Origin of the sequence: Brevundimonas sp., assembly GCF_013823285.1 — a bacterium.
Lineage (GTDB): Bacteria > Pseudomonadota > Alphaproteobacteria > Caulobacterales > Caulobacteraceae > Brevundimonas.
Genome location: NZ_PNLV01000003.1, coordinates 1 through 24,972 on the forward strand (window position 1 = coordinate 1; position 24,972 = coordinate 24,972).

A 24,972-nucleotide genomic window follows, 5' to 3' on the forward strand; every position below is an offset into this window, starting at 1 on the left:
CAACTGGAGCCGGACACCGCGCGGGCGACCTGGCCGGCGTTCTGGGCCATGGCCGGGGCGGCGAGGGAGAGGACGGCCACGACGGCCAGGACGATTCTCATGACGGGACTCCGCGGAAAGCGATCCGGATCATGCAGGATAAGGGCCTAACGTGGAGTTTCAGCCGTTCATCTGGGGCGCGGCGCCGCAGGAATCGCATTCGAAGCCCGCGCCCTTCCTTTGCAGGGCGAAATCACCGCAGGCCGGGCAGGCGGCGGCCATGGGCTGGGCGGGAACGGTGGGCGGCGCCTCGGCGTCCCGTTTCTGACCGAACGGCAGAACCACCAGATTGTCCGGCGCGGCGCCCCGGGCGAAGCCCTTGGAGATGAAGCGAGCGGCGGGCACGGCTTCGGCGTCCCCCCCTTCTCCGCCGCCCAGGCCGTCGGCGTTCAGGGCGTCGGGATCGGCGTTGGCCAGTTCGGAGCGATCCAGATAGCTGACCGCCAGTTCGCGGAAGATGTAGTCCAGGATCGAGGTGGCGGACTTGATGGAGTCGTTGCCCGTCACGCGACCCGCCGGCTCGAAGCGGGTAAAGACGAAGGCGTCCACGAACTCATCCAGCGGCACGCCGTATTGCAGGCCGATGGAGATGGAGATGGCGAAATTGTTCATCAGGCTGCGGAAGGCGGCGCCTTCCTTGTGCATGTCGATGAAGATTTCGCCCAGTTCGCCGTCGTCATATTCGCCGGTGTGGATGTAGACCTTGTGGCCGCCCACGGCGGCTTTCTGGATGTAGCCCTTGCGGCGATCGGGCAGCTTGCGGCGGGTGCGGTCCCGCTCCACCACCTTCTCGACCACCCGTTCTGAAACAGGACGCTCCGCGGCTTCAGATGAGGACGGCGCCCGCCCGGATGCTTCGGCCGGAGGCAGATCCAGCAGCTCGCCGAGCGGGGCGGGGTCCGCAAGGAGCCGGATGGCGCGCGCGCCGGCAAGCGCCCGGCGGGACACGGCCCGCATGGCCTGTTCGCTGGTCGCGTCCCAGTCCAGGCGCTCCGGTGTGATGTCAGCCAGGTCGCTGAAAGGGGCCACGGCGGCGGCGGCGCCCGCCGGATCAACACCGAGGACGGCGCGCAACTCGGGCGACCCCTCGTTCCAGTCGTTCAGATCCGGATGACCGAAGGCGTAGCGGGTCGCCCGGGTCCGGTCGTCGTCGCTCACGCCCAGGTGGGTGAGCAAATCGAAGCCGGGGTTCGCGCGATCGCTGGCGGTCACCCCCAGCACGTCATGCAGGAAGCCGGCGTCCAGCACCGGAAGGAAGGCGTCCTCCAGCCGCTGGATGGTCGCCAGGGCCGTTTCGACGGCCTGAAGCTCCACATCGGTGAAGCCGAGCGCCCTCAGGGCGCCGTGGTCCAGCCCCGGCGCCTCGACCAGGGTGCGGCGGCCCAGCAGGTGACGCTCGGCCGCCTCCACGTCGCCGTCCAGAAGCGCAATGGCCGTAACCGCATGGGGCGAGAGCGCGGGGGCCGTCTCGCCCTCCGCGGTCTCGATCAGGATGCGGTGCGCCGCCGCGCTGTCGAGACGCGCGCCCAGTCGCAGCGCCAGTTCCGCGTCGTCGCAGAACAGGCCGATGAGCGCGTGGCGCAGGCCCTGCTTACGCCCGATCTTCAGGGCGTGATCGTACAGCGTCCCGGCCGGTTCGCCTTCGACGCCCAGGGCGGCGGCGGCTTCGGCGCGCGCCGTGGTGACGGCGAGCGTCTCCTCGGCATGATCGGACCAGGCGGGGCAGGCCCGGATGCGGGCCGCCATGTCCGCCGATGCGGCCGTGGCCGAGGCGTGGATCAGGGCCGCGCGCCCGGCGATCCAGGCCTGACCGGCTTCGCTGCCGGTCGCCAGGCCCCGCGCCATGACGGCTTCACCGACACCGCCCAGGGCCAGGGTGATCTGACGGACGCCGAAGCGCCAGGCTGCGTCGCCGGCCGTGCCGGAAAAGCCGCAGGCGGCCTCGATCTCCAGCGCCGTGGTCATGAGGCGCGACAGACTCTCCAGCGCCTCGAGGTCGTCTGAGGCCGCAAGGTTGATCGCGGCCGTTGGCGCCGCAACAGCCCCGTCGAGCGCCGCGGCGTCGCGGGGATTGAACGCCAGGGTGACGCGGCCGGCGGCCAGGGCCGCATCGACCGCCGGCCGCGTCTCGGGTGCGCCGGACGCGGCGAGGGCGCGGTCGGACAGGGCGACGACCGGCCGCAGGGCAGGGGCCTCGACGAGGCCGATCTCCGGCAGGCGCCCGCGCGCCGCCAGAAGGATGTCGGCGTCCCGCGCGCCGGCCGCGCGGGCGGCGTGGGCGGCGCGGGCCAGGGCGGGATTGCGCCGGGGGTCGGCGCAGTCGGTGTCAGGACCCTCGCAGCGATCCACTGCGTCGGCGACCGCGCCGAGCTTCTGACGCAGGGCGTCCATCGCATCCTGGCTGAGCCGTCTCGTCCGGGCCTCACCGGCATGGCGCCGCAGACGCGCGGGAGCGGCGGGATCGGCCAGATCGATCACGTCGCGGTCCGGCGTCTCCTGGCCTTCGTCATCTGCGATCGGATGGATGCGATGGCCCCCGGCGGCGGCCGCGCCCGGAGCGGCGAGCCCCAGCAGCACGGCGCCGATCAGTTCTTCGGCGAAGGCGCGTGCGACGGCGACGCTCTCGAACAGGCCCAGCGCATGCCCCCAGGCGGCCAGACGGACGGCCCAGCGTCCGGGCCCGCCGTCGAGCAGTTCGGGCTGCAGGGGCGCGGTCAGGGCTTCGGGGGCGAGGTTGGGCAGGTCGCCCGGCAGATCATCAGCCCAGTCCAGCCAGGCTTCGATGCGGGCGGAGGGCCAGCCGGCGGGCGCGAGGACGGTCTGGATGCGGTCCGGTCGCTCCACGGCGCGGGGCTCAAGGGCCACGGCGGCGGCGGAATCGGTGAACCGGGATGAAAAGCGCATCGATGTCTCCGCGGCCATGGCGCGAGACTAAGGCCATCACGGCGGCTGCGACAATAGATGTGGTTGTATGCGGCTGCTTACCCACAAGATATTGCGAATATTGGCGGCCATCGGAATGCTGGACGCGGGGCAGCGCGGTTTCTATATTCGCGGCCGTTCAAGGGGCGCGTCGGCGCCCTGATTCCCATCACGAAAGCGTCCCAAGTGCTGAACCTGCTGGCCAAGATCTTCACCTGGTGGAACGGGGCCACCATCGGCACCCTGTTCACCATCGCCAAGCGCGGAGAACTGGTGGGCTCGGATGAGTTCGGCAACCGCTATTACCAGTCGCGGGACACCAGCAGCTATGACGGGCGCAAGCGCCGCTGGGTGATCTACGACGGCTATGCGGAAGCCACAAAGGTGGCGCCCGACTGGCACGGCTGGCTGCGCTACACCTTTGACGAGCCGCCGTCAGAGGGCGGCATGGCGCGCCGATCCTGGGAGTTGCCCCACCTGCCCAACCTGACCGGCACGCCCATGGCCTGGCGTCCCCAGGGCTCGCTGGCCGCCGAAGGCCGTCGTCCGGCCGCCACCGGCGACTATCAGGCCTGGACGCCCGAGGGATGACCCGCCGCGGCAGACTGCTGACGGGCGTGGTGGCCATCGGACTGGCGGCCGCCGGCATTGGCGTGGCCCAGACCGAGCAGGATCCGCAGGACGCCCAGCCGGTTTCCGAGCAGTCTCAACCGCAGCAGCCGGTGTCCTCCGACCCCGTCGCCGACATCCTGATCCGGCAACAGCAGGAGCAGGACGCCGCCCGGCGCGCCACCGAGGCTCTGAACCGCGCCCCGCCGGGCGCCCTGATCCAGGCCCAGCCCCGTCCCGCCGAACCGCTCGAACGGGTCGAGAGGCCCCAGGTCGAGGAAGACGCGGAGCCAGCCCAGTCTGCCGAGGCGGACGCCAGCGCGGGCCCGACGACGCTGGAGGAGCCCGGGGAGCCGCCGGCCCGCGAGCGTCGGCCGGTGGCCATCATCCAGGCCCTGGACAAGACCACGGCCGAGACCATGCGCTTCGAGGTGCGGGTGGGCGGTCCGCCGGTCCGCTTCCGCAACAGCCTGATCTTCACGGCGCGGGCCTGCGAGGTGAACGCCCAGGACGATCCGCAGGAAGAGGCCGCGGCCTATCTGGAGATCCGCTCCCAGCCCAGCGGCACCAATCAGCCGACGCAGGCGCGTCAGGTGTTCAGGGGCTGGATGTTCGCCTCGGCCCCGGCGGTCAATCCGCTGGAGCACCCGAACTATGACGCCTGGGTCGTGGGCTGCCGGGCGTAATCCACAGCCTGGGCGCCGGTCATGGGCCCCATGAAGGCGGCGAGGTCGGGCGTCAGGTCCAGAATGTCCTTCAGCGCGCGCAGATAGGCGGCCTGGGGCGTCTCGACGAAGCCGAACTGCGACAGATGGCCGGTCATGAACTGGGCGTCCAGCAGGCGCCAGCCGCCTTTCCTCATCCGCGCCACCAGATGGACCAGGGCGACCTTTGAGGCGTCGGTCGCCCGGCTGAACATGCTTTCGCCGAAGAAGGCCCCGCCCAGGGTCACCCCATAGAGGCCGCCCACCAGTTCGCCGCCCTGACGACATTCGACGCTGTGGGCCGCGCCGCGGGCGTGGAGGGCCAGATAGAGCTCGCGGATCGCGGCATTGATCCAGGTGTCCTCGCGGCCCGGCGCGGGTTCGGCGCAGGCGTCCAGAACCGCCTCGAAATCGGTGCTGACGCTGACGGTGAAGCGGTCCTGCCGCACTGTGCGGGCCAGCCGCGAAGACAGGCGAAAATGGTCCAGCGGCAGGACGGCCCGCACCGCCGGTTCGACCAGATAGATTTCCGGGTCGTCCCGGCTGTCCGCCATGGGAAAGACGCCCGCGGCATAGGCGGCCAGCAGTTCGTCCGGCCCGAACGGGGGCATGGCCCCGATCAGCCCTCGCCCTTCTGGCGTTTGGCCCAGTTCTCCAGCCAGTGGATGTCGTAGTCGCCGGACAGGATGTCGGGCTCGTTCAACAGCTTCTGGAACAGGGGAATGGTGGTGTCGATGCCGCCCACGACCATCTCGTTCAGGCTGCGCTTGAGGCGGGCGACGCACTCGGCGCGGTCCCGGCCATGCACGATCAGCTTGCCGATCAGGCTGTCGTAATAGGGCGGGATCGTATAGCCGGCGTAAAGGGCGCTATCCAGCCGCACACCCAGACCGCCCGGCGCGTGGAAGTCGTTCACCAGACCCGGCGAGGGGGTGAAGGTCTCGGAATTCTCGGCGTTGATCCGGACCTCGATGGCGTGGCCGTCGAAGGTCACGTCGTCCTGGGTGAAGCTGAGCGGCAAGCCGGCGGCGATGCGGATCTGCTCGCGCACCAGATCGACGCCGGTGATCATTTCCGTAACCGGATGCTCGACTTGCAGGCGGGTGTTCATCTCGATGAAGAAGAACTCGCCGTCCTCCCACAGGAACTCGATGGTGCCGACGCCCAGATAGCCGATCTTGCCGATGGCCTTGTTGACCGTCTCGCCGATGGCGGCGCGCTCCTTCGCCGTGAGGGCCGGGGAGGGGGCCTCCTCCAGCACCTTCTGGTGGCGGCGCTGCAGCGAGCAGTCGCGCTCGCCCAGGTGCACCACATTGCCGTGGCTGTCGGCGATGACCTGGATCTCGATGTGCCGGGGCTTCTGGAGGTAGCGCTCCATGTAGACCGCGCCGTTGCCGAAGGCGGCCAGGGCCTCGGACTGGGCGGTCTGGACGGCCTCGACCAGATCGTCGGCGGTCAGGGCCACCTTCATGCCGCGTCCGCCGCCGCCCGCCGCCGCCTTGACGATCAGGGGGAAGCCGATGGCCCTGGACGCCTCGATGGCGGCCTCGATGGTCTCCACTTCGCCGTCGGAGCCGGGCACGCAGGGGATGCCCGCCTCCAGCACCGTCTGTTTGGCGGTGATCTTGTCGCCCATGACCCGGATGTGCTCGGGCTTCGGCCCGATGAAGGTCATGCCGTGGGCCTCGACGATCTCGGCGAAGCGGGCGTTTTCCGAGAGGAAGCCGTAGCCCGGGTGGATGGCCTGGGCGCCGGTGATCTCGGCTGCGGCGATGATCGACGGGATGTTCAGATAGGACCTGGCCGCGGGGGCCGGGCCGATGCAGACGCTCTCGTCGGCCAGGCGCACCCACATGGCGCCCCGGTCGGCCTCGGAGTGCACCGCCACGGTGGAGATTCCCATCTCCTTGCAGGCGCGATGGATGCGCAGGGCGATCTCGCCCCGGTTCGCGATCAGGACCTTGGTGAACATGGCCTAGTCCTCGAGCAGGACGAGGGCTTCGCCGAATTCCACCGGCTGGGCGTCGCCCACCATGATGTCGACCACCACGCCGTCGCGGGGCGCCGCGATGGGGTTCATGGTCTTCATGGCCTCGACGATCAGCAGGGTCTGGCCCTTCTTGACCTTGTCGCCCGCCTGCACGAAGGGCGGCGCTTCCGGCGACGGCTTCAGATAGGCGGTGCCGACCATGGGCGACTTCACCTCTTCGCCCTTGCGCGAGACGATGGTGGCCGGGTCCGAGGGCATGGAGACGGGGGCCGCGGCGGGGGCGGGGGCGGGAGCGGCCTGGGCCGGGGCGGCGGCGTACTGCACCGGCGCGGCGGCCACGGTCAGCTCGCGAGCCACGCGGATCTTCAGATCGCCGCGCTCCACCTCGATCTCGGTCAGCTCGGTGTCATTGAGGATGTCGGCCAGCTGGCGAACCAGCGCGGTGTCGATCTCGCCCGCCGGATCGTTCGGCAATTTCTTGTCGGTCTTGCTGTCAGCCATGAGGTCGATGAGCCTTCGTGTGAGTCTTTATGAACGAGCCGAACCGCCGGCGCGTTCCTGCGCCAGCCGCAGGGCGGCCCTGACCGCCAGCTCGTAGCCGTGCGGGCCGAGGCCCGAAATGACGCCGGTCGCGGCCAGCGAAACATAGGAATGGCGCCGGAACTCCTCCCGCGCCGCAGGATTGCTCAGATGGCACTCAATGACCGGAATGTCCAAGGTCTTGAGCGCATCCAGCAGGGCCACGGAGGTGTGGGTGAAGGCCGCCGGGTTGATGACCAGGGCCGAGGCCTTGCCGCGCGCCTCGTGAATCCAGTCCACCAGTTCGCCCTCGTGATTGGACTGGCGGAAGACGATCTCGGCGTCGGGCGCGGCGGCGCGGCACAGGGCCTCGATGTCGGAAAGGGTCTGGCGACCATAGATTTCCGGCTCGCGCTGCCCCAGCAGGTTGAGGTTGGGCCCGTTCAGCACATAGATGATGTCAGATCGGGCCATGGGCTCCGCCGCTCGCGATTCCGGGCGGCCTTTTAACTGAACGCGCGCGCGGGTCAAAGGCTCGCCGCAGAAGAGGTTGACCTAGCGTCATGCGTATCGAAGTCAACGGCGAACCCCGCGAGGTTGAGGCGGGCACCATTCTGGATCTGGTCGAGACCCTGGGCCTGAACCCGAAGAAGGTGGCGGTGGAGCGCAATCTGGAGATCGTGCCCCGGTCGCTGCACGCAGAGACGGCGCTGGCGGACGGCGACCGGATCGAGATCGTCCAGCTGGTCGGCGGCGGCTAGAGCCTGATCGGTTGAGGTGGAATCGCTTTGCGATTTCACCGATGCCGTGAATCAGGCTCTCGCTTTAAACTGGACCGAAATCTGAGCCCAGTTGGACTGCGTCCAACTGAACCGATTTCGGTCTGGGCGCTTCACGAAGACGCGGCAATGTCCGCCGCGATGGCCGCGCGCACGTCACCCCCCACGGGCGCGGACTGGCCGAACTGCTGCAGCATGATGGTTCCGGCCGTGCGGCGCACGGGGTCCAGCCAGCCCTGGGTGCCCGCAGCGCCGCCCCAGCCGAACTCGCCGGCCGTGTCGCCGTCGGGCAGGCCGACTCCGCCGCCGAATCCGAAGCGGAAGGCGCCGTTCTCGGGGTTCACCCCCTCGGGCAGGATGTCGGAGCGGATCATCCGGGCGGTCTCCGGCGTCATGACCCGGACCCTGCCCGCGCGTCCGCCATCAAGGATGGTGGTCAGGAAGGCCAGATAATCGCGGGTGGAGGACACCAGTCCTGCGCCGCCCGCGAACAGGGTGACCGGCTCGGCGTAGGCGGTCTCCGCGACCGGATCGACCACCTGCCGGCCGCCGTCGGCGTAGTTGTAGAGGGCCGCGAACCTGCGACGATCGGCGGCGCCGCGCAGGCGCCAGACGGTGTCGTCCATGCCGACGGGATCGAACAGGCGGCGCTGCACGAAGTCAGGGAAGCTCATGCCAGAGGCCCGCTGGATCACCAGTCCCAGCACATCCAGCGAAATGGAATAGAGGTATTCGGTCCCCGGCTCGTACATCAGGGGGATGTCGGCCAGGGCCCGGGCCATTTCGTCCAGATCGCGCACCTTGGGCCCGTCGATGTCGCGCGGCGACAGGTTGTAGCCGGTGACCGGGAAGATCCCCGCGCGGCTGTAGGCGTTGGCCACCGGCTGATCGCCGAAGAAGTGATAGGTGAAGCCCGCCGTGTGGGTGAGCAGGTGCCGGACCGTCATGGTGCGGGTCGCCGGACGGGCCTCAAGGCCGCTGGTCCTGTCGACCACGACCGTCATGTTCGCGAACTCGGGGATGAATTCGGCGACGGGCGTATCCAGGGTCAGGATTCCGTCCTCGATCAGCAGGGCGGCCGCCGCCCCGGTGACAGGCTTGGTCATGGAGTAGATGCGCCACAGGGTGTCCTCATCCGCCCGAGTCGCGCCGTCGAAGTCCAGCGATCCGGCCTCGAGGAACACATCCTGACCGTCGGGCAGGCGCACGCCGATGCTGATTCCCGGGACGTGGCCGGCCGCCACATGCCGGTCCATGGCGGCCTGGGTCGATGGGAGCAGCCTCGCCGCCTCGGCGGGCGTGATGCCGTTCGCGCAGCCCGCCAGCGTCAGGCCCGCCCCGGACAGCAACAGATGGCGCCGGTTCAGATGAATGGTCATGGCGAGTCCCCCGTTATCGCTACCGGCCGGACCTTCCACCGGAAAACTGGCGATGTCGAGCGCATCGGGCTAGGACGGCGGCCACAGGATTCCCAGGAGACACCACATGTTCAATCTTTCGGGCAAGACGGCGCTGGTGACGGGCGCGACGGGCGGCATCGGCGGGGCGGTGGCCCGGGCGCTGCATGCCCAGGGCGCCAGCGTGGTGCTGTCCGGCACGCGCGAGTCGGTGCTGGCCGATCGGGCGGGCGAACTGGGCGAGCGCGCCTTCGCCGCCGCCGCCAACCTGTCCGACCCCGAATCCGTCGATGGTCTGGTGGCGCGGGCGGAAGAGGCGGCTGGCGCGCCGCTGGACATCCTCGTGGCCAACGCGGGCATCACGAAGGACGGCCTGCTGATGCGCATGAAGGACGAGGAGTGGGACGCCGTCATCAAGGTCAATCTGGAAAGCTATTTCCGTCTGGCCCGCGCGGCCGTGAAGGGCATGATGAAGCGCCGCTCGGGCCGCATCATCGGCATGGCCTCCGTGGTCGGCGTCACCGGCAACCCCGGCCAGACCAACTATGCGGCGTCCAAGGCGGGCATGATCGGCTTCTCCAAGGCCCTGGCCCAGGAAGTGGGCTCGCGCGGGATCACGGTGAACTGCATCGCGCCGGGCTTCATCGCCAGTCCCATGACCGACGCCCTGAATGACCAGCAGCGCGACGCCATCCTGACCCGCATCCCGGCCGGGCGCCTCGGCACAGGCGACGAGATCGCGGCGGCGGCCGTCTATCTGGCCTCGGACGAGGGCGCCTATGTCACCGGCCAGACCCTGAACGTGAACGGCGGCATGGCGATGATCTGAGCCGGGACCGGTTCCCTCACATTCCTGTCATGACGGGCTGTTTCCTCCCGTTTCAGGCGTGCTAAACATCAATTCGCGCTACCAGCCACCGGTTCCGTGGGCTATGGGACTTGCGAAACCAGCGGCTTCGTGACAACGGAGCGCGACCAGAAAGACCGCCACTAAGGCGTATCTAGGAAGGCATTAGATTCATGTCCGATACTCTCGAACGCGTCCGCAAGATCGTCATCGACCACCTGGACGCCGATCCGGACAAGGTGACCGAAAAGGCCAGCTTCATCGACGACCTGGGCGCCGACTCGCTCGACAACGTCGAGCTGGTGATGGCCTTTGAAGAAGAATTCGACATCGAGATTCCCGACGACGCGGCCGAGCACATCCAGACGGTCGGCGACGCGGTGAAGTTCATCGACGAGAAGACCGCGGGCTGATTTCGGCTCACGATCAACGGTAATTCGGCGGCCGCCGGCCTGTTCCTTTGCGGGACCGACCGGCGGCCGTTACTGTTTAAGGCTTGGGTTCTTGAGGAGCTGACCATGCGCCGCGTCGTCATCACGGGCATCGGCCTCGTCACCCCCCTGGGTTGGGGTGTCGAGCACAGCTGGCGAAACATCCTGGACGGCAAGTCCGGGGCCGGCCAGATCACGGTCTTCGACACAGAAGGCTACGGCTGCACCATCGCCTGCGAGGTGCCCTCCGTTGACGGACGGGGCGGCGGCGGGCCGGACACGCCCGGCAGCTTCGACCCCGATCAGATCATGTCCGCCAAGGACCGCAAGCGGGTCGACGACTTCATCCTGTTCGCCATCGCCGCCGCCGACGAGGCCCTGGCCGACGCGAACTGGAAGCCTGAATCGACCGAGGACCAGGAAGCCACCGGCGTTATGATCGGCTCCGGCATCGGCGGTCTCGGCCCCATCGCCGACACCGCCATCGTGCTGAAGGAGCAGGGTCCGCGCCGGGTCAGCCCGTTCTTCATCCCTTCGGCCCTGATCAATCTGGCGTCCGGCCAGGTGTCGATCCGTCACGGCCTCAAGGGCCCGAACCACTCTGTCGTCACCGCCTGCGCCACGGGCGCCCACGCCATCGGCGATGCGGCGCGCATGATCGCCCTTGGCGACGCGGACGTGATGGTGGCCGGCGGCGCGGAAAGCGCCATCGTGCCGGTGGGCATCGCCGGGTTCCTGGCCTGCCGCGCCCTCACCACCAGCTTCAACGACACGCCGGAAAAGGCCAGCCGTCCCTATGACCGGGACCACGACGGCTTCGTCATGGGCGAGGGCGCGGGCATTCTGGTGCTGGAGGAGTACGAGCACGCCAAGGCGCGCGGCGCGAAGATCTACGCCGAGGTGGCCGGTTACGGCATGAGCGGCGACGCCTATCACATCACCGCCCCGTCCGAGGACGGGGAGGGCGGCTACCGCGCCATGCAGATGGCGCTGAAGCGGGCCGGGATGCAGGCGTCGGACATCGACTACGTCAACACCCACGGCACCTCGACCATGGCCGACTGGATCGAGCTGAAGGCCATCGAGCGGGTGCTGGGCGACCATGCGAAGAACGTCTCCCTGTCCTCGACCAAGTCCATGATCGGCCACCTGCTCGGCGCCGCCGGGGCGGTGGAGGCGGCGTTCTGCGCCCTGGCCATCCGCGACCAGACCGCGCCGCCCACCATCAATCTGGATGATCCCGAGCACGAGACGGCCATCGACATGGTCAGGGACAAGGGCAAGGCGCGGAAGATCGCTGTGGCCGTATCCAACAGCTTCGGCTTCGGCGGCACCAACGCCTGTCTGATCCTCAAGTCGGTGTCCTGAGGTGGCCCTGTTCCGTCGGCGGGGGGAAACGCCGGAACACAAGAAGGGCGGCCTGGTCGCCGGCCTGATCGGCGCCACGGCCACGCTCAGCCTGGTGGCCATCGCCGGGCTGGTCTGGGTCTGGAGCGTCTACTGGGGGCCGGGGCCGCGTGCGGACGCCGGTGAAACCACCACCGTGATCCTGCGCTCCGGCGCAGGGGTCTCGGAAATCGGCGGGGCCCTGCACGAAGCCGGCGTCATCCGTTCTCCCGACATGTTCCGCGCCGCCGTCAGCCTCACCGGCGCCGACCGCCGCCTGCGCGCGGGCGAGTACGAGATCGAATCGCGCCTGTCCCTGTCGGGGGTCATCGACAAGCTGGTGTCCGGCCAGGTGGTGCGCCATTTCGTGACCCTTCCCGAGGGCCGGTCCTCCACCCAAGCCTGGGATATCCTGAACGCCAGCGACATCCTGACCGGCGAGATTCCCATTCCCCCCGAAGGCTCCCTGCTGCCGGAGACCTATGAGGTCACCCGCGGCGAAACCCGCGCCGCGGTCGTGGAGCGCATGCAGCAGGCCCACGATGAACTGCTGGCCGAGTTGTGGGCCGGGCGGGCGCCGAACCTGCCTATCAGTACCCCCGAAGAGGCGGTGACCCTGGCCTCCATTGTCGAGAAGGAGACCGGCCTCGCCGAGGAGCGGCCCCAGGTGGCGGCGGTGTTCATCAGCCGGCTGCGTCGCGGCATGCGGCTGGAGAGCGATCCCACCATCGTCTACGGCGTCAACGGCGGCCGTCCGCTGGGCCGCGGCATCCGCCGCTCCGAGCTGCAGCGCCAGACGCCCTACAACACCTATCTGATCGACGGTCTGCCGCCGACGCCCATCGCCAATCCGGGCCGCGAGGCCCTGGCCGCCGTGCTGAACCCGCCGGAGACCGAGTATCTGTTCTTCGTCGCCGACGGCACGGGCGGCCACGCCTTCGCCCGCACCTATGACGAACACCTGCGCAATGTGGCCCGCTGGCGCGCCATTGAGGCCCAGCGGGCGGGTGAGCCGGCCGAGACGGCGCCGCCCGAGGCGGTGCTGGAGGATGCGCGCGCGGACGCGGCGGGGGACGGCGAACCCTGATGGCGCAACTGACCAGCATGACCGGCTTCGGCCGGGCCGAGGGCGCGCTTCAGGGCTGGACCTGGGCGGTGGAGGCGCGCTCGGTCAACGGCCGCAATCTGGAGGTCCGCTTTCGCGGCCCGCCGGGCTTCGACGGGCTTGAGCGCGCGACCCGCGAGGCGGCGCAGGCGCGGTTCCAGCGCGGCCAGATCACCCTGGGGGTCCAGGCCCGCCGGGCCGAGAGCGATCAGGCGCTGGTCCTGAACGAGGCGGTGCTGGAGCAATACACGGCCATGGCCGAACGTCTGGCGGGGCGGGGCTTCGCTCCGGCCTCGGCCGACGGCCTTCTGGCCCTGCGCGGGGTCATGGAGACGCCGCAGGAGGACGCAGACGCCGAGACCCGCGCCGCCCTCGAAGCGGCCATGACCGTCAGCATCGAGCAGGCGCTGGACGCGCTGGCCGCCTCGCGCGCCGCCGAGGGCGAGCGTCTGGCCCCGGTCATCACTGGCCTGATCGAACACATCGAGGTCCTGGTCGGCCAGGCCGAAGCGGAAGCCGCGGCCCAGACGGACGCCATCCGTGAACGGTTCACCCGCCGCATGAACGAGCTGGCGCCCGATGCGCCGGATCTGGCCGACCGCATCGTGCTGGAGGCCGCCGCCCTGGCCGCCCGGGCCGACGTGCGCGAGGAACTGGACCGGCTGACCGCCCACATCGATTCGGCCCGCAGCCTGTGCGGCGGCGCGGCCCCCTCCACCGCTTCGCGGTCCCCCTCCCCCAATGGGGGAGGAGTAGGCCGCAAGCTGGACTTCCTGATGCAGGAGTTCATGCGCGAGGCGAACACCCTGTGCTCCAAGTCCGCCACAACGCGGCTGACCGCCGTGGGCCTTGACCTCAAGGCCGCCATCGAACAGTTGCGTGAGCAGGTCCAGAATGTCGAATAACCAAACCCCGCGCCGTGGCGTCCTGCTCATCGTCGCCAGCCCCTCGGGCGCCGGCAAGACTTCGCTGTGCCGCCGGCTGATGGCCGACCACGGCGGGCTGGAGCTGTCCATCTCCATGACCACCCGTCCCATCCGCCCCGGCGAGGTGCACGGACGCGACTACAATTTCGTCAGCCACGAGGAATTCCAGCGGCTGGTGGATCAGGACGCGTTCCTGGAATGGGCTGACGTGCACGGCCAGCGCTACGGTTCGCCGCGCGGCCCCATCGACCGGGCCCTGGCCGAGGGCCGGGACGTGCTGTTCGACATCGACTGGCAGGGCGCGGCCCAGGTCGCCGAGAAATGCCCCGAGGACGCGGTGCGCGTCTTCATCCTGCCACCCAGCCTCGAGGAGCTGCGTCGCCGGCTCGTCACCCGGTCGCAGGACGCGCCCGAAGTCATCGAGCGCCGCATCAAGAACGCCAAGGGCGAGATCGAGCACTGCGACGTCTTCGACTACGTCTTCGTCAACGACGATTTCGACCGCTCCTACGCCGAGCTGGCGCACATCTATCACGCCGAACGCAGCCGCCGTTTCCGCAACCTGTGGGTCGCCGACTACAAGGCCGCCCTGCTGCGCGAAGTGGTGTGATTCCTTCCATGGGAGGCCGAAAGCAGGCCGTCGTTCGGCCACGCCCGGCGGGCGCGGGCGCCATCACGGTTCTGTGGCCGAATTTCCGTCACGCTTGAACCGCCCGCATTTGACGCCACATACTCATTCGAACACCGTCGGAATCGGCGGGCGGCCCGAATGTCCGGGCCGTGGGTCCGAGATGATCGAGGGCCCTGAAAGCAGTGAGCATCATGTCCGAGTCCAAGATTCTCCCCGTCCTGCCGCTTCGCGACATCGTCGTCTTCCCGCACATGGTCGTGCCCCTGTTCGTGGGCCGCGAGAAATCCGTGCGCGCCCTGGACGAGATCATGAAGGGTGAAAAGCAGATCCTGCTGGCCACCCAGAAGAATTCGGTGGACGACGATCCGGCGCCCGGCGCCATCTATCCGATCGGCGTGCTGGCCACCGTGCTGCAGCTGCTGAAGCTGCCCGACGGCACCGTGAAGGTGCTGGTCGAGGGCAAGTCGCGGGCGCGCCTGACGTCCTTCACGGAGCGGGAGGAGTTCTACGAGGCCAGCGCGGTCGAGATCGATGACGAGGACGGCGACGCCGAGGAGGCCGAGGCCCTGATCCGCGCCGTGGTGGAGCAGTTCGACAGCTATGTGAAGCTGAACAAGAAGATCCCGCCCGAGGCGCTCAGCTCCATTCCGCAGATCACCGACCCGTCCAAGCTGGCGGACTCGGTGGCCGCGCATCTGTCCGTCAAGATTTCCGACAAGCAGAGTCTGCTGGACACCATCAGCGTGCCGCGCCGGCTGGAGAAGGTCTACGGCCTGATGGAGGGCGAGATCAGCGTCCTGCAGGTGGAGAAGAAGATCCGCTCGCGCGTGAAGCGCCAGATGGAGAAGACCCAGCGGGAATATTATCTGAACGAGCAGATGAAGGCGATCCAGCGCGAACTGGGCGAGACCGACGATCAGCGCGACGAAATCCTCGAGATCGAGACGCGCATCCGCAAGACCAAGCTGTCCAAGGAAGCGCGCGCCAAGGCCGAGGCCGAGGTCAAGAAGCTGCGCAACATGTCGCCCATGTCCGCCGAATCCACCGTGGTTCGGAATTATCTGGACTGGCTGCTGTCGATCCCGTGGGGCAAGGCGCGCACCAAGCCCATCGACCTGGCGAAGGCCGAGACCATTCTCGAGGAGGACCACTATGGTCTGGAGAAGGTCAAGGAGCGGATCATCGAGTATCTGGCCGTTCAGGCGCGCACGAACAGCCTGAAGGGGCCGATCCTGTGCCTGGTGGGCCCTCCCGGCGTCGGCAAGACGTCGCTGGCCGCCTCCATCGCCAAGGCGACGGGGCGTGAGTACGTGCGCATGTCGCTGGGCGGCGTGCGGGACGAGGCCGAGATCCGCGGCCACCGCCGCACCTACATCGGCTCCATGCCCGGCAAGATCATCCAGTCCATGAAGAAGGCCAAGACCACCAACGCCTTCGTGCTTCTGGACGAGATCGACAAGCTGGGCGCCGACTGGCGCGGGGACCCGTCCTCTGCCTTGCTTGAGGTGCTGGACCCGGCGCAGAATTCGACCTTCGGCGACCACTATCTGGAGGTGGACTACGACCTGTCGAACGTCATGTTCGTGACAACGGCCAACAGCCTCAACATGCCCCAGCCGCTGATGGACCGGATGGAGATCATCCGCGTCGCCGGCTACACCGAGGACGAGAAGGTCGAGATCGCCAAGCGCCACCTGTTGCCCAAGCTGGCCAGGGACCACGGCCTGAAGGAGGGCGAGTGGATCGTGCCGGACGAGACCATCCGCGACACCATCCGCTACTACACCCGCGAGGCCGGCGTGCGTTCGCTGGAGCGGGCCCTGGGCGGGCTGGCCCGCAAGGCCGTGCGCGAGATGGCGCGCGGTGACGTCCTGTCGATCACCGTGGATGACGCCAAGCTGGCCGAATACGCCGGTGTCCGTCGATACCGCCACGGCGAGACGGACGAGGAGGATCAGGTCGGCATCGTCACCGGTCTGGCCTGGACCGAGTTCGGCGGCGACATCCTGACCATCGAGGCCATCAAGATGCCGGGCCGCGGCCGCATGACCGTGACCGGCAACCTGAAGGACGTGATGAAGGAGTCCATCTCGGCCGCCGCCAGCTATGTGCGCGCCCGGGCCCTGGCCTTCGGCGTCAAGCCGCCCGTATTCGAGAAGACCGACATCCACGTGCACGTGCCCGACGGCGCGACGCCCAAGGACGGCCCCTCGGCGGGCGTGGCCATGACCGTGGCCATGGTCTCGGTGCTGACCGGCATCCCGATCCGCAAGGACATCGCCATGACCGGCGAGATCACGCTGCGGGGCCGGGTCACGGCCATCGGCGGCCTGAAGGAGAAGCTGCTGGCGGCCCTGCGTTCAGGCGTGAAGACGGTGCTGATCCCGCAGGAGAACGAGAAGGACCTCGCCGAGGTGCCGGACAACGTCAAGGCGGCGCTGGAGATCGTGCCGGTGTCCACCGCCGATGAGGCGCTGAAGTGGGCTCTGACGGGCAACCTGACGCCGGTGGAGTGGGACGAGGAGACTGAACCCCTTCCGCCTGCCCCGCCTGCGGGGACCGGCGCGGAGACCGTCATCAGCCACTGATCGGGCATAGAATCCCGGAAAAAGGGCCAGAAACCCCCAATTTAAAGGGATTCCGGACGGTTTCCCTTTTGACGCGAGGGAAAAGCTGGCCTTTAGTCGGGAGGTAGGGCTTAGGCCGAGTCGTCTTTCAGACGGCAGCTGCGCCCATATAGGGCTGGAGAAAATTGTAATGACGAAAGCTGAACTCATCGCCGCCATCTCCGATGGCGCCGGGATCACCCGCGACCAGGCCAAGAAGTCCCTGGACGTGTTCACCGAAAGCGTGACCAAGGCGCTGAAGTCCGGCGAGGACGTGCGTCTGGTCGGTTTCGGCAGCTTCGTGGCGACCGAGCGCAAGGCTGGTCTGGCGCGCAACCCGCGCACCGGCGAGACCGTTCAACGCCCGGCCTCCAAGACCGCGCGCTTCCGCGTCGGCGAAGGTCTGAAGAGCGCCCTGAACGGCTAAACCGTTTATGCGTTGTCGATCAGGGCGCGGGCCGTGCGGTCCGCGCCCTGTTCAATTGAGGGCGGCTAGCTCAGCTGGAAGAGCATCTCGTTTACACCGAGAGGGTCGGCGGTTCGAACCCGTCGCCGCCTACCAAAATTAGCCTCATATAATCAGATCGTTGTGCTGGTAATCTGAGGATACAGATCATCCGTGTTTGGTTGGAAATCGGCTCGTTGGGGCAGTAGTGGGGCAAATTCGACGAAATTCCCTGACTGACCCTGCGATGCGATGAACAAGGCGGGGCTCGAACTGGTCGCTGATCTCGTTGGGGATCAGGGCTGCCTGAAGTCGGTTCTGCAGACCGTTCGGCGCGCTGCGGTGCTGTTGCCGTCACGCACGACGGGCCTCGCCCTGAGTCGGGCCGATTTCGTCCACCGAAGCAGGCCCGAATCCTGATGATTTGCATGCCCGGCAGGCGCGGCCTGTCAGGTGCCGCTGATCCAACCGCCCGCCTCCGCAGCGAACTGGTCTCGCTCCCGCAAGTTCAGGTCAGGACGCCGGTGTTCTTCACCGGACCGACAGGAGCACAGCGCAGCTTCAGCCGCCGACCACTTCTGTAGGATACCGAACGGGAGCGCGGCAACGCCGTGCCAAAAGTGCAAGGAGCGCGGGCTTCACATTGAAGCGGCGGCGGCTGAGCCGGCCTATGCAGAGCGGGGGAGGGGGCCGCCAGCGCGCTGACCTGATTGGAGCCTGGCGCGAGCAGCTTGGTCCGGTCGTTCCTTTCGCCGATCTGGCCGGTCATCCACGTCTGTGATTCCCGTGCTCACGAACCATTGCCGACATTCCGTCCGCAGCGCCTGAGAGTTTGGATGACCTCTTTGAAGCCGTTTCCGCATGTCGCCAAAGCGCCAGAAGCATGCGTAAGCGGGGGGTCCCGCGAAGCGGCAGTTTGAAAGCTCTGCTCCCGGCGCTCAGGGGACCGTCCGACGTCATCTGCATCGCTTCTGCACGAGCTGTGGTTCGAAACGCCACCGCTGGAACATCAGGGATCGAAAAGAGCAGGTGACAAAGCCGGCCTCACCGGGAGGCGCCGACCAGTCGTGTTCACTTCATCCATCCGATCATCCTTCGCCCTGAAAATTGTTCTGGGGCTTCTCCTTGTCGCAGCTGCTGACTGGCTGCTCTTCTTGAGACCGCTTGGAATAGCCGTGGGCCTGTTCGCTGTCCTTCTGCTGGCGGCGGCGGCGGTGGTTCGCAGAGGCTGGGCTGCGGACTCGAGAGGCTTCGCGGCCGCTGGCGTTGCAGCAGGCATGACTTTGGTCCTGATTGATCGCCCGAGTGCTCTGGCTTGGCTGCTGTTCGGGCTCGCCCTGACGATGGCGATGCTGTCCGCCCGTGTCGGGAAAAACGAGGACGCGTGGCGTTGGGCGCAGCGACTGGTGGTCCATGCCGCCATCGCCGTCATAGGGCCATGGCTTGATCTGATGCGGGTGCATCGGGTGACCCGTCGCCGCCGGGCCTCGAATCTGCCCGGGTTGGTGCGGCTTCTCGTCTTGCCGGTTCTGGGCGGGGCCGTATTCATCGCGCTGTTCGCCAGCGCCAACCCGGTGCTCGGGGAACTGATCGGTCGGCTCCGACTGCCGCCGCTATCCGGTGAGGCGGTGGTGCGCGTGGTGTTCTGGATTCTCTGCGTCGTTTTGGTCGGGGGCATTCTTCGTCCCCGATGGCGGTCACGGCTCCTGCCTTTGCCATCGCTGGGTGGTCAAAGACTCTCTGGCGTCACGGCGGCGTCGGTCACCCTGTCGCTGGTCGTGTTCAACCTGCTGTTCGCCGTCCAGAACGGGCTGGACCTGGCCATTCTCTGGAGCGGCGCGCCGCTACCGGACGGGATGACCCTGGCGCAGTATGCGCACCGGGGCGCCTATCCGTTGATCATCACAGCCCTGCTGGCCGCGCTCTTCGTCCTCGTGTTCCTTCGTCCGGGGTCAGAAACCGCCGTCCGGCCGCTCGTGAGATGGCTTGTGGTGATCTGGGTCGGCCAGAACCTGCTGCTGGTGGCCTCCAGTCTGCTGCGCACCGCAGACTACATCGAGGCCTATTCCCTGACGCGGTTCCGCATCGCCGCCATGATCTGGATGGTGCTCGTCGGGATCGGGCTGGGCCTGATCTGCTGGCGCCTGCTCAGGAACCGGAGCGCCGCCTGGCTGCTCAACGCCAACGCCTGCGTGGTGCTCGCCGTGCTGATGGTGGCCAGTGTGGTGGATCTGGGACCGCTCGCGGCGCACTGGAACATTCGTCAGGCGTTGGACCCCGACCGACAGGGGGCCCGGCTCGACCTCTGCTATCTGGACACTTTGAACGGCGCCGCCCTTACGGCGCTCGTCCAACTGGAGCAGCGCACCCTGGACTCCGCGCTGAGGGATCGCGTCGCCGCCGTGCGGGTTCGCCAGATGAACGCGATGCAGGCACGTCAGTCCGACTGGCGAGGCTGGCGCTGGCGCGACCAGAGGCGGCTCGACCGCGTGGCGGGCATGACAGCGGACCACCCTTTGGTGGGCCCGGTCCCAGGCGGCAGGGACTGCGACGGACATCTGAAACCGCCGCCCCGTCCTGCTGCTGCGGCGCCAGACCCGGCCGTTCTCTTCACTGTCCCGTTGACCTCCACGGCTGGAGACTGAACATGGCGATCATGCAGCGTTCGGTTCTGGTGGTCGATGATGACCCGCATATCCGCGATCTCCTGACCTTCGCCCTCGGCAAGGCCGGGCTGGCGACCCGTGAGGCGGGCGACGGGGAGGCGGCCTTGTCCGCCATCGCCGACCAAACGCCGGACCTGGTCATTCTGGACATCAACATGCCCCGCATGGACGGCATCGAAGTGTGCCGCCGCATTCGGGCGCAGGGCGACTTGCCGGTGCTGTTCCTGTCGTCCCGTGACGACGAGATCGACCGCATCCTGGGCATCGAACTGGGCGCCGACGACTACGTGGTGAAACCCTTCAGTCCGCGCGAGGTGGTGGCCCGCGTCGCCGCCATCCTGCGGCGGGTGAACCTGTCTCCGCCGCCGCCGCCCCCGGGCGCGGCGCAGATCGGACGGCTTTCGCTGGATACAGACGGCTGGCGCGCCCGTTGGGACGAAGGCGAGGTTTCGCTGACCCTGACCGAGTTCAGCATCATCAAGGCGCTGGCAGCGGCCCCGCAAAAGGTCTTCACGCGGGACGCGATCATTGATCGCATTCACGGGCCAGGCTTCGCACTGACCGATCGAACCATAGACAGTCACGTCCGCAACCTTCGGGCCAAGTTCACGACCGTCGGCGGCTCTGACGTGATCGAAACCCGCGCCGGGGTCGGCTACCAGATGGGACCATGTCTCGGCGGCGAGGCGTGACGGAAACTGCGATCCAGCGCCTGAGGTCGGTTGTACGGGCTCACTGGCCGGCCCTCCGGCTTCGCACCATCTTGCTGTCCGTTCTGCTGTTCGCAGCGGTCCTGCCGGGCGCCAGCGCCATTTTCCTGCGGGTCTATGAGAACACGCTGGTGCGCCAGACAGAGGCTGAGTTGATCGCCCAGACAGCGGCTCTGGCCGCGGCTGCGGAGGTGATGTGGCCCGGGGAGCGGATCGCTCCCGTCGATCCGGCCGAGAGGCGGGCGCCGGGATACTTCCAGCCCGAGCCGGCGATGATCGATCTTCGCTCCGACCCCGTGCTGGAGCCCCGTCCGCCAGCACGGACCACAGCCCGATCGGCGGATCCTGACATGGTGGCCGTGGCCGAGACTCTCGGGCCGATGATGGACCGGACCAGTCAGACGACGCTGGCGTCCATCGTGCTTCTGGATCGTCAGGGAGTGGTGGTGCGGGGGCTGGGCGAAGCCGGAAGCTGGCGCGACCTGCCCGAGGTTGGGGCCGCCCTTGGGGGGCGCGCCGAAACCGTCCTGCGCCGCGACGCCGGCTACACGCCGCGCTACTCGATGGAGTGGCTGAGCCGGGCTTCAGGCCTGCGCATTCACCACACCCGTCCCGTAGTGGTGAATGGACGCGTCGAGGGCGTCATCCTCGCATCGCGTTCGCCGCGGGCCCTGTTCAAGGGCATCTATCAGGACCGCGGCAAGATCCTGTTCGGGGTCATTGGCGTCCTCGGGCTGCTCAGCGTGTTGGCGGTGCTGGTCTCACGCGGGATCGCCAGGCCCATCGAAGTCCTGCGCCGGGCGGCGCGCGACGTCACCCATGGCGAGGGCGCCGTGCCGCCCCCGCCCGCGACGGCGGCGGTGGAGATCCGGGAACTCTATGAGGACTTCGGCCGCATGGCCGAGGCGGTAGAGCGGCGCTCACGCTATCTCCGCGACTTCGCCGCCGCCGTCAGCCACGAGTTCAAGACGCCGCTGGCCGGCATTCAAGGCGCCGTCGAGCTGCTTCAGGATCACGCCGACGAAATGCGGCCAGACCAACGTCGCCGCTTCCTCGACAACATCGCCGCCGACAGCCGCCGGCTCTCTGTGCTGGTCGCACGGCTGCTGGACCTGGCGCGCGCCGACATGGCGCGGCCGGAAACAGGAGTGGCCGTCGATCTGCGTGACGTGGCGGTCAGGATCGCCGATGCATGGAACGGCCCGATGCAGATCGATATCGATCTTCCCGCCAGCTTGCCTCTCATAGCAGTTCCAGCGGCAAGTCTTGAGATGGTTCTGTCTGTGCTGCTGGACAACAGTCGCCAGCTCGGCGCCACTCGGATTGCGTTGACGGGACGGGTGGAAAATCAGCGGGTGTGTCTCACCGTGACCGACAACGGGCCAGGGGTCGCCCCTCGCGACATCCAGCGCATCTTCGAGCCGTTCTTCACCACGCGGCGCAAAGAGGGTGGTACGGGAATGGGGTTGTCCATCGCCCAAGCGCTTCTGCGGGCGAATAGAGCTGAGATGGCTTTGGTTCGATCGCAAGGCGGAGCGACATTCACCCTGGATCTTCCTGCCTCGAGCAGCTCTTGAGTCCACCCTTCCCGAGCGTTGAGGCAAACTCCGCAAATGCAGATAACTGTCTGCTCTGCGGAGGCGATAAAATGGCCGCATATGGCGCGGAGCCGCCCGACGACCAGCCGGGAGGCCGTAACAGCTAGCCAGAACCGGCGCTTACAGGTCGACCTTTGCGTTGTCGCCCATCTTGGGTGCGTCGCCTGTCACGACCGCCTTGACCATCTTGACGAGCGCGACCGCCTTGCCAGGGCTATCCCACAGTTCCCCGCGCTCGGGTGTGACGGTAAGGAGACGTATCGTCGGATCGTCCTTGTCCTCCCACCAGGCTTCATCGGACTTGGTGAAGAGTTCAGCGATCTTGGCGCGGTCATTCGTCAGTACCGCCGTCCGCCGATCAGTACGTATTTGTAGTCGCCGTTGTCTCTTTCACGGGTGTCTCCTCTTGTTGAACTCCACTCCAACGCCAAGCCCGCCTGGCCGTTGCCTCGGTGCAGGCGGATCCGTGTCGTGGTAGTGCGCGCGCTCGTCGAATGTCGCATCTCGGGAGCCACGCCAGCGCCCGCTCTTGGCGCACTCGGGCTGTCTGAGGATGGGCTTCAGCGGCCGGCCGGGCGAACAGTCCGGCCCGGGCCTGGTGTGAGCTGCGGAGGCACGTGAGCTTCGGGAAGCTACATCCGGGGCGCTTCGACCGTCGTTCCATCCTTCAGCACATAAATCCTGTCCAGAAGATCCGTGAAACAGCTCTGGTGGGTGATCACCAGCGCGGAAACGCCTTCGGACCTGAGGTTTCCGACGACGGCTCTTGCCGTGTTCGCGTCCAGACTTGAGGTGGCCTCGTCGAGGATGAGTATCCGGTGGCCTGAATACAGGGCCCTGGCGATGGCGAGCCGCTGGCGCTGGCCGCCCGACAGCCCTGACCCGCCCGGCCCGAGGCGATGGTCCAGTCCGTCCTGCAGCCGGGCAACCTCGCTCCACAGGCAGGCGGTGCGAAGGGCGTTCTGCGCAGCCACGCGATCCGGGTCCCTGCGAAAAAAAGAGACGTTCTCCAGAATGGTGCCCTCAAAGAGATGTTCCTCCTGCAGGACAGTCGCCATGGCGGCACGCCCCTGCCTGACCGTCTCGGGACCGATCGGCACGTCCCCGGTCCTGATTGATCCAGTCTGGGCCTCAAGGAGGCCGGCGATGAGCTTGACAAGGGTGGTCTTGCCGCTGCCGGAGGGCCCTGTGAGCCCCACCAGCTCGCCGGGCGCAACGCTCAGGCAGACGCCGGACAGAACCTGAACATCACCGTAAGCGTGGGCGACATCCCTGATCTCGAGGCTCGCCAAGCTGGAGGCGCCGGATGTCCAGACTCTCGGCGTTTCCTCCTCACGATCGACGATGTCGGACACCTTGGAGAAGTTGGCGCCCATCAGGCGATAGGCCGCCACCTGGCTGATCAGCGACGTCACGCGTTCGGTGAACAGGCTCCTGAACGCCAGAAAGGCGAAAAGCATGCCCAGTGTAAGCGTCGAGTCCATCACGGCCAGGGCTCCGAAATACAGAACCAGGAGATGCTGCAGGGAACTGGTCAGTTTCTGCGAAAAGCCTGACAGAAGCTGAAGCCGAATCTGCGAAATGCCGACCCGTGTGACGCGGCGCTGGATGGTCAGCCAGCCGTCTTCGCGCACGCTTTCCGCGCCGGCGGTCTTCACCGAGGCGATCGCACCGAGCGTCTCGATCAGATGGCTCTGCTCGGCCCCGGACAGCTCCATCTGACGCTCCACGAGCCTGCGGGCGTGCGGCTGTATGAGGGCCGTCACCACGGAATGGATGACCACGCCGGTCACGACGATGGCGGTCAGTTTCCAGGAGTAGGCGAGGAGAATGGCTGCAGCGAACAGGGCCATGACTCCGTCCACCGCAGCGGTGACCACTCCACGGGAAATGAAATCCTGCAGACTCACCATGGCGGAGATGCGCATCAGCACGTCGCCCGGTGCGCGGTTCTCAAAATAGCCGGAAGGCAGGCGGAAGAGGTGCGAGATCACCCCTCCCATCAGCTGGTACACCGCAGCGGACCCGAACTGTACGACGGTCGCCGTGCGCAGCGCGTCGGTCAGATGCTGAAGGACCGAGATCAGTATGAATCCGGCGAGCAGCACCCCCAGCAGGTGGGTGTCGAAGGTGGGAATAACGTCATCCACGACGAACTGCACAAACAGGGGCGCCAGAAACGCGCAGACCTGCAGCAGCACCGACAGGATCAGAACATTGAGCGTGTTCGGCCAGAAGCGGTCGATCGCGCGAGCGATGTCGCCGAAACCGAACCGACGCCCGGAGGCCGCGAACCTCACGCCCCTGGAAATTTCTATGAGCTGAACGCTGTCGGACGCGGGCAGATGGATGTTCGCCACGGCCCCGGTGGCCGGGTCCCAGACGAGATGCCGGCCCGCCGCCTGATCGCCAAGAAGAAGAAGGCCGGCTTCTCCGTCAAGCCGGATCATTGGATAGGAGTAGACGTCTGCATGGAGACCGGAGGGAGGCGGCAGACGCGCGGCGATCCCGGCCGAGCGACAGAACTCGGGCAGATCCTCCAGCGCCACTCCGCCCGATCTGGACCAGTCCGCGCGCAGCGCCGTCACGGCGCTCGCATCCAGATGGATTCTCCGCGCCGCTTCGAGGAGGCAGGTGAGCGTCACCGGTGGAAGGCGAGAAC

The 24,972-nt window shown here is 67.6% G+C and carries 22 protein-coding genes and 1 tRNA gene; 15 read left to right on the top strand and 8 right to left on the bottom strand.

Features of this window, described 5'->3' with window-relative positions; all coding sequences use genetic code 11:
• Positions 1-159: 159 nt before the first annotated feature.
• Positions 160-2,943, bottom strand: a complete 2,784-nt coding sequence (locus C0461_RS00895; protein WP_292103118.1) for a TSCPD domain-containing protein — start codon at positions 2,941-2,943, stop codon at positions 160-162.
• A 213-nt stretch (positions 2,944-3,156) separates the two neighbouring features.
• Here C0461_RS00895 and C0461_RS00900 point away from each other — a divergent pair, with 213 nt between their 5' ends.
• Together C0461_RS00900 and C0461_RS00905 are read left to right on the top strand one after the other, a co-directional pair.
• On the top strand, positions 3,157-3,552 hold the full coding sequence (locus C0461_RS00900; RefSeq protein ID WP_292103254.1) for an NADH:ubiquinone oxidoreductase subunit NDUFA12: 396 nt from the start codon (positions 3,157-3,159) through the stop codon (positions 3,550-3,552).
• A complete protein-coding gene (locus C0461_RS00905; protein ID WP_292103119.1) occupies positions 3,549-4,256 on the top strand; it encodes a DUF2155 domain-containing protein in 708 nt (235 codons plus the stop codon). The genes C0461_RS00900 and C0461_RS00905 overlap by 4 nt, the downstream gene beginning before the upstream one ends.
• Here the strand turns inward: C0461_RS00905 and aat are convergent.
• The 4 genes from aat to aroQ are packed head-to-tail and all read right to left on the bottom strand — an operon-like array spanning position 4,223 to position 7,257.
• Positions 4,223-4,885, bottom strand: a complete 663-nt coding sequence (aat, locus tag C0461_RS00910; protein WP_292103121.1) for a leucyl/phenylalanyl-tRNA--protein transferase — start codon at positions 4,883-4,885, stop codon at positions 4,223-4,225. The two genes, C0461_RS00905 and aat, sit on opposite strands and share 34 nt — an antisense overlap.
• Before the next feature lie 8 nt (positions 4,886-4,893).
• On the bottom strand, positions 4,894-6,246 hold the full coding sequence (accC, locus tag C0461_RS00915) for an acetyl-CoA carboxylase biotin carboxylase subunit (protein WP_292103124.1): 1,353 nt from the start codon (positions 6,244-6,246) through the stop codon (positions 4,894-4,896).
• A gap of 3 nt (positions 6,247-6,249) precedes the next feature.
• The gene (gene accB, locus C0461_RS00920) at positions 6,250-6,765 is read right to left on the bottom strand and encodes an acetyl-CoA carboxylase biotin carboxyl carrier protein (protein ID WP_292103126.1); all 516 of its coding nucleotides are present in this window, start codon (positions 6,763-6,765) and stop codon (positions 6,250-6,252) included.
• A 27-nt stretch (positions 6,766-6,792) separates the two neighbouring features.
• Entirely contained in the window at positions 6,793-7,257 is a 465-nt protein-coding gene (gene aroQ, locus C0461_RS00925; protein WP_021697843.1) for a type II 3-dehydroquinate dehydratase, read from the bottom strand.
• A gap of 89 nt (positions 7,258-7,346) precedes the next feature.
• Between aroQ and thiS the strand changes: the two genes are divergently transcribed.
• Positions 7,347-7,544: a sulfur carrier protein ThiS gene (gene thiS, locus C0461_RS00930; RefSeq protein WP_292103130.1), complete on the top strand. Its 198-nt coding sequence runs from the start codon at positions 7,347-7,349 to the stop codon at positions 7,542-7,544.
• Positions 7,545-7,675: 131 nt separating this feature from the next.
• On the opposite strand, the gene C0461_RS00935 is transcribed toward thiS, so the two are convergent.
• On the bottom strand, positions 7,676-8,941 hold the full coding sequence (locus C0461_RS00935; RefSeq protein WP_292103131.1) for a serine hydrolase domain-containing protein: 1,266 nt from the start codon (positions 8,939-8,941) through the stop codon (positions 7,676-7,678).
• Positions 8,942-9,047: 106 nt separating this feature from the next.
• Between C0461_RS00935 and fabG the strand changes: the two genes are divergently transcribed.
• The 12 genes from fabG to C0461_RS00995 all read left to right on the top strand — a co-directional run bounded on the left by fabG (position 9,048) and on the right by C0461_RS00995 (position 22,289).
• The gene (fabG, locus tag C0461_RS00940; protein ID WP_292103132.1) at positions 9,048-9,788 is read left to right on the top strand and encodes a 3-oxoacyl-[acyl-carrier-protein] reductase; all 741 of its coding nucleotides are present in this window, start codon (positions 9,048-9,050) and stop codon (positions 9,786-9,788) included.
• A 191-nt stretch (positions 9,789-9,979) separates the two neighbouring features.
• Positions 9,980-10,219: an acyl carrier protein gene (locus C0461_RS00945; protein ID WP_021697838.1), complete on the top strand. Its 240-nt coding sequence runs from the start codon at positions 9,980-9,982 to the stop codon at positions 10,217-10,219.
• A gap of 105 nt (positions 10,220-10,324) precedes the next feature.
• Positions 10,325-11,605, top strand: coding sequence for a beta-ketoacyl-ACP synthase II (gene fabF, locus C0461_RS00950; RefSeq protein ID WP_292103137.1), 1,281 nt, complete (start codon positions 10,325-10,327; stop codon positions 11,603-11,605).
• A gap of 7 nt (positions 11,606-11,612) precedes the next feature.
• Entirely contained in the window at positions 11,613-12,710 is a 1,098-nt protein-coding gene (gene mltG, locus C0461_RS00955) for an endolytic transglycosylase MltG (protein ID WP_292103256.1), read from the top strand.
• A complete protein-coding gene (locus tag C0461_RS00960; protein ID WP_292103139.1) occupies positions 12,710-13,633 on the top strand; it encodes a YicC/YloC family endoribonuclease in 924 nt (307 codons plus the stop codon). Before mltG ends, C0461_RS00960 begins: the two co-directional genes overlap by 1 nt.
• Positions 13,623-14,264, top strand: coding sequence for a guanylate kinase (gmk, locus tag C0461_RS00965; protein ID WP_292103140.1), 642 nt, complete (start codon positions 13,623-13,625; stop codon positions 14,262-14,264). Before C0461_RS00960 ends, gmk begins: the two co-directional genes overlap by 11 nt.
• Before the next feature lie 212 nt (positions 14,265-14,476).
• Entirely contained in the window at positions 14,477-16,873 is a 2,397-nt protein-coding gene (gene lon / locus C0461_RS00970; protein ID WP_292103142.1) for an endopeptidase La, read from the top strand.
• A gap of 169 nt (positions 16,874-17,042) precedes the next feature.
• The gene (locus C0461_RS00975) at positions 17,043-17,318 is read left to right on the top strand and encodes an HU family DNA-binding protein (protein WP_021697832.1); all 276 of its coding nucleotides are present in this window, start codon (positions 17,043-17,045) and stop codon (positions 17,316-17,318) included.
• A 59-nt stretch (positions 17,319-17,377) separates the two neighbouring features.
• Positions 17,378-17,453 (top strand) — tRNA-Val (locus tag C0461_RS00980).
• 1,058 nt (positions 17,454-18,511) lie between these two features.
• Positions 18,512-19,981, top strand: coding sequence for a DUF4173 domain-containing protein (locus C0461_RS00985; protein WP_292103143.1), 1,470 nt, complete (start codon positions 18,512-18,514; stop codon positions 19,979-19,981).
• Positions 19,982-19,983: 2 nt separating this feature from the next.
• Positions 19,984-20,694, top strand: coding sequence for a response regulator transcription factor (locus C0461_RS00990; protein ID WP_292103145.1), 711 nt, complete (start codon positions 19,984-19,986; stop codon positions 20,692-20,694).
• A gap of 71 nt (positions 20,695-20,765) precedes the next feature.
• Positions 20,766-22,289 (top strand): HAMP domain-containing sensor histidine kinase, encoded by a 1,524-nt coding sequence (locus C0461_RS00995; RefSeq protein ID WP_292103147.1) that lies wholly within the window; start codon positions 20,766-20,768, stop codon positions 22,287-22,289.
• A gap of 141 nt (positions 22,290-22,430) precedes the next feature.
• Here C0461_RS00995 and C0461_RS14440 read toward each other — a convergent pair whose 3' ends face one another.
• Complete coding sequence (locus C0461_RS14440; protein WP_363377314.1) at positions 22,431-22,679, bottom strand: pyridoxamine 5'-phosphate oxidase family protein; 249 nt, start codon at positions 22,677-22,679, stop codon at positions 22,431-22,433.
• A gap of 263 nt (positions 22,680-22,942) precedes the next feature.
• A complete protein-coding gene (locus C0461_RS01000) occupies positions 22,943-24,955 on the bottom strand; it encodes an ABC transporter transmembrane domain-containing protein (RefSeq protein WP_292103149.1) in 2,013 nt (670 codons plus the stop codon).
• Positions 24,956-24,972 lie beyond the last annotated feature (17 nt).

Bases quoted from the DNA above. Each gene is read 5' to 3' on its own strand.
- C0461_RS00975 (WP_021697832.1), top strand. From the start codon at position 17,043: ATGACGAAAGCTGAACTCATCGCCGCCATCTCCGATGGCGCCGGGATC.
- C0461_RS00990 (WP_292103145.1), top strand. From the start codon at position 19,984: ATGGCGATCATGCAGCGTTCGGTTCTGGTGGTCGATGATGACCCGCAT.
- aat (WP_292103121.1), bottom strand. From the start codon at position 4,885: ATGCCCCCGTTCGGGCCGGACGAACTGCTGGCCGCCTATGCCGCGGGC.
- fabG (WP_292103132.1), top strand. From the start codon at position 9,048: ATGTTCAATCTTTCGGGCAAGACGGCGCTGGTGACGGGCGCGACGGGC.
- C0461_RS00945 (WP_021697838.1), top strand. From the start codon at position 9,980: ATGTCCGATACTCTCGAACGCGTCCGCAAGATCGTCATCGACCACCTG.
- fabF (WP_292103137.1), top strand. From the start codon at position 10,325: ATGCGCCGCGTCGTCATCACGGGCATCGGCCTCGTCACCCCCCTGGGT.
- accB (WP_292103126.1), bottom strand. From the start codon at position 6,765: ATGGCTGACAGCAAGACCGACAAGAAATTGCCGAACGATCCGGCGGGC.
- thiS (WP_292103130.1), top strand. From the start codon at position 7,347: ATGCGTATCGAAGTCAACGGCGAACCCCGCGAGGTTGAGGCGGGCACC.
- lon (WP_292103142.1), top strand. From the start codon at position 14,477: ATGTCCGAGTCCAAGATTCTCCCCGTCCTGCCGCTTCGCGACATCGTC.
- gmk (WP_292103140.1), top strand. From the start codon at position 13,623: ATGTCGAATAACCAAACCCCGCGCCGTGGCGTCCTGCTCATCGTCGCC.
- aroQ (WP_021697843.1), bottom strand. From the start codon at position 7,257: ATGGCCCGATCTGACATCATCTATGTGCTGAACGGGCCCAACCTCAAC.
- accC (WP_292103124.1), bottom strand. From the start codon at position 6,246: ATGTTCACCAAGGTCCTGATCGCGAACCGGGGCGAGATCGCCCTGCGC.
- C0461_RS00905 (WP_292103119.1), top strand. From the start codon at position 3,549: ATGACCCGCCGCGGCAGACTGCTGACGGGCGTGGTGGCCATCGGACTG.
- C0461_RS00960 (WP_292103139.1), top strand. From the start codon at position 12,710: ATGGCGCAACTGACCAGCATGACCGGCTTCGGCCGGGCCGAGGGCGCG.
- C0461_RS00895 (WP_292103118.1), bottom strand. From the start codon at position 2,943: ATGCGCTTTTCATCCCGGTTCACCGATTCCGCCGCCGCCGTGGCCCTT.
- C0461_RS00935 (WP_292103131.1), bottom strand. From the start codon at position 8,941: ATGACCATTCATCTGAACCGGCGCCATCTGTTGCTGTCCGGGGCGGGC.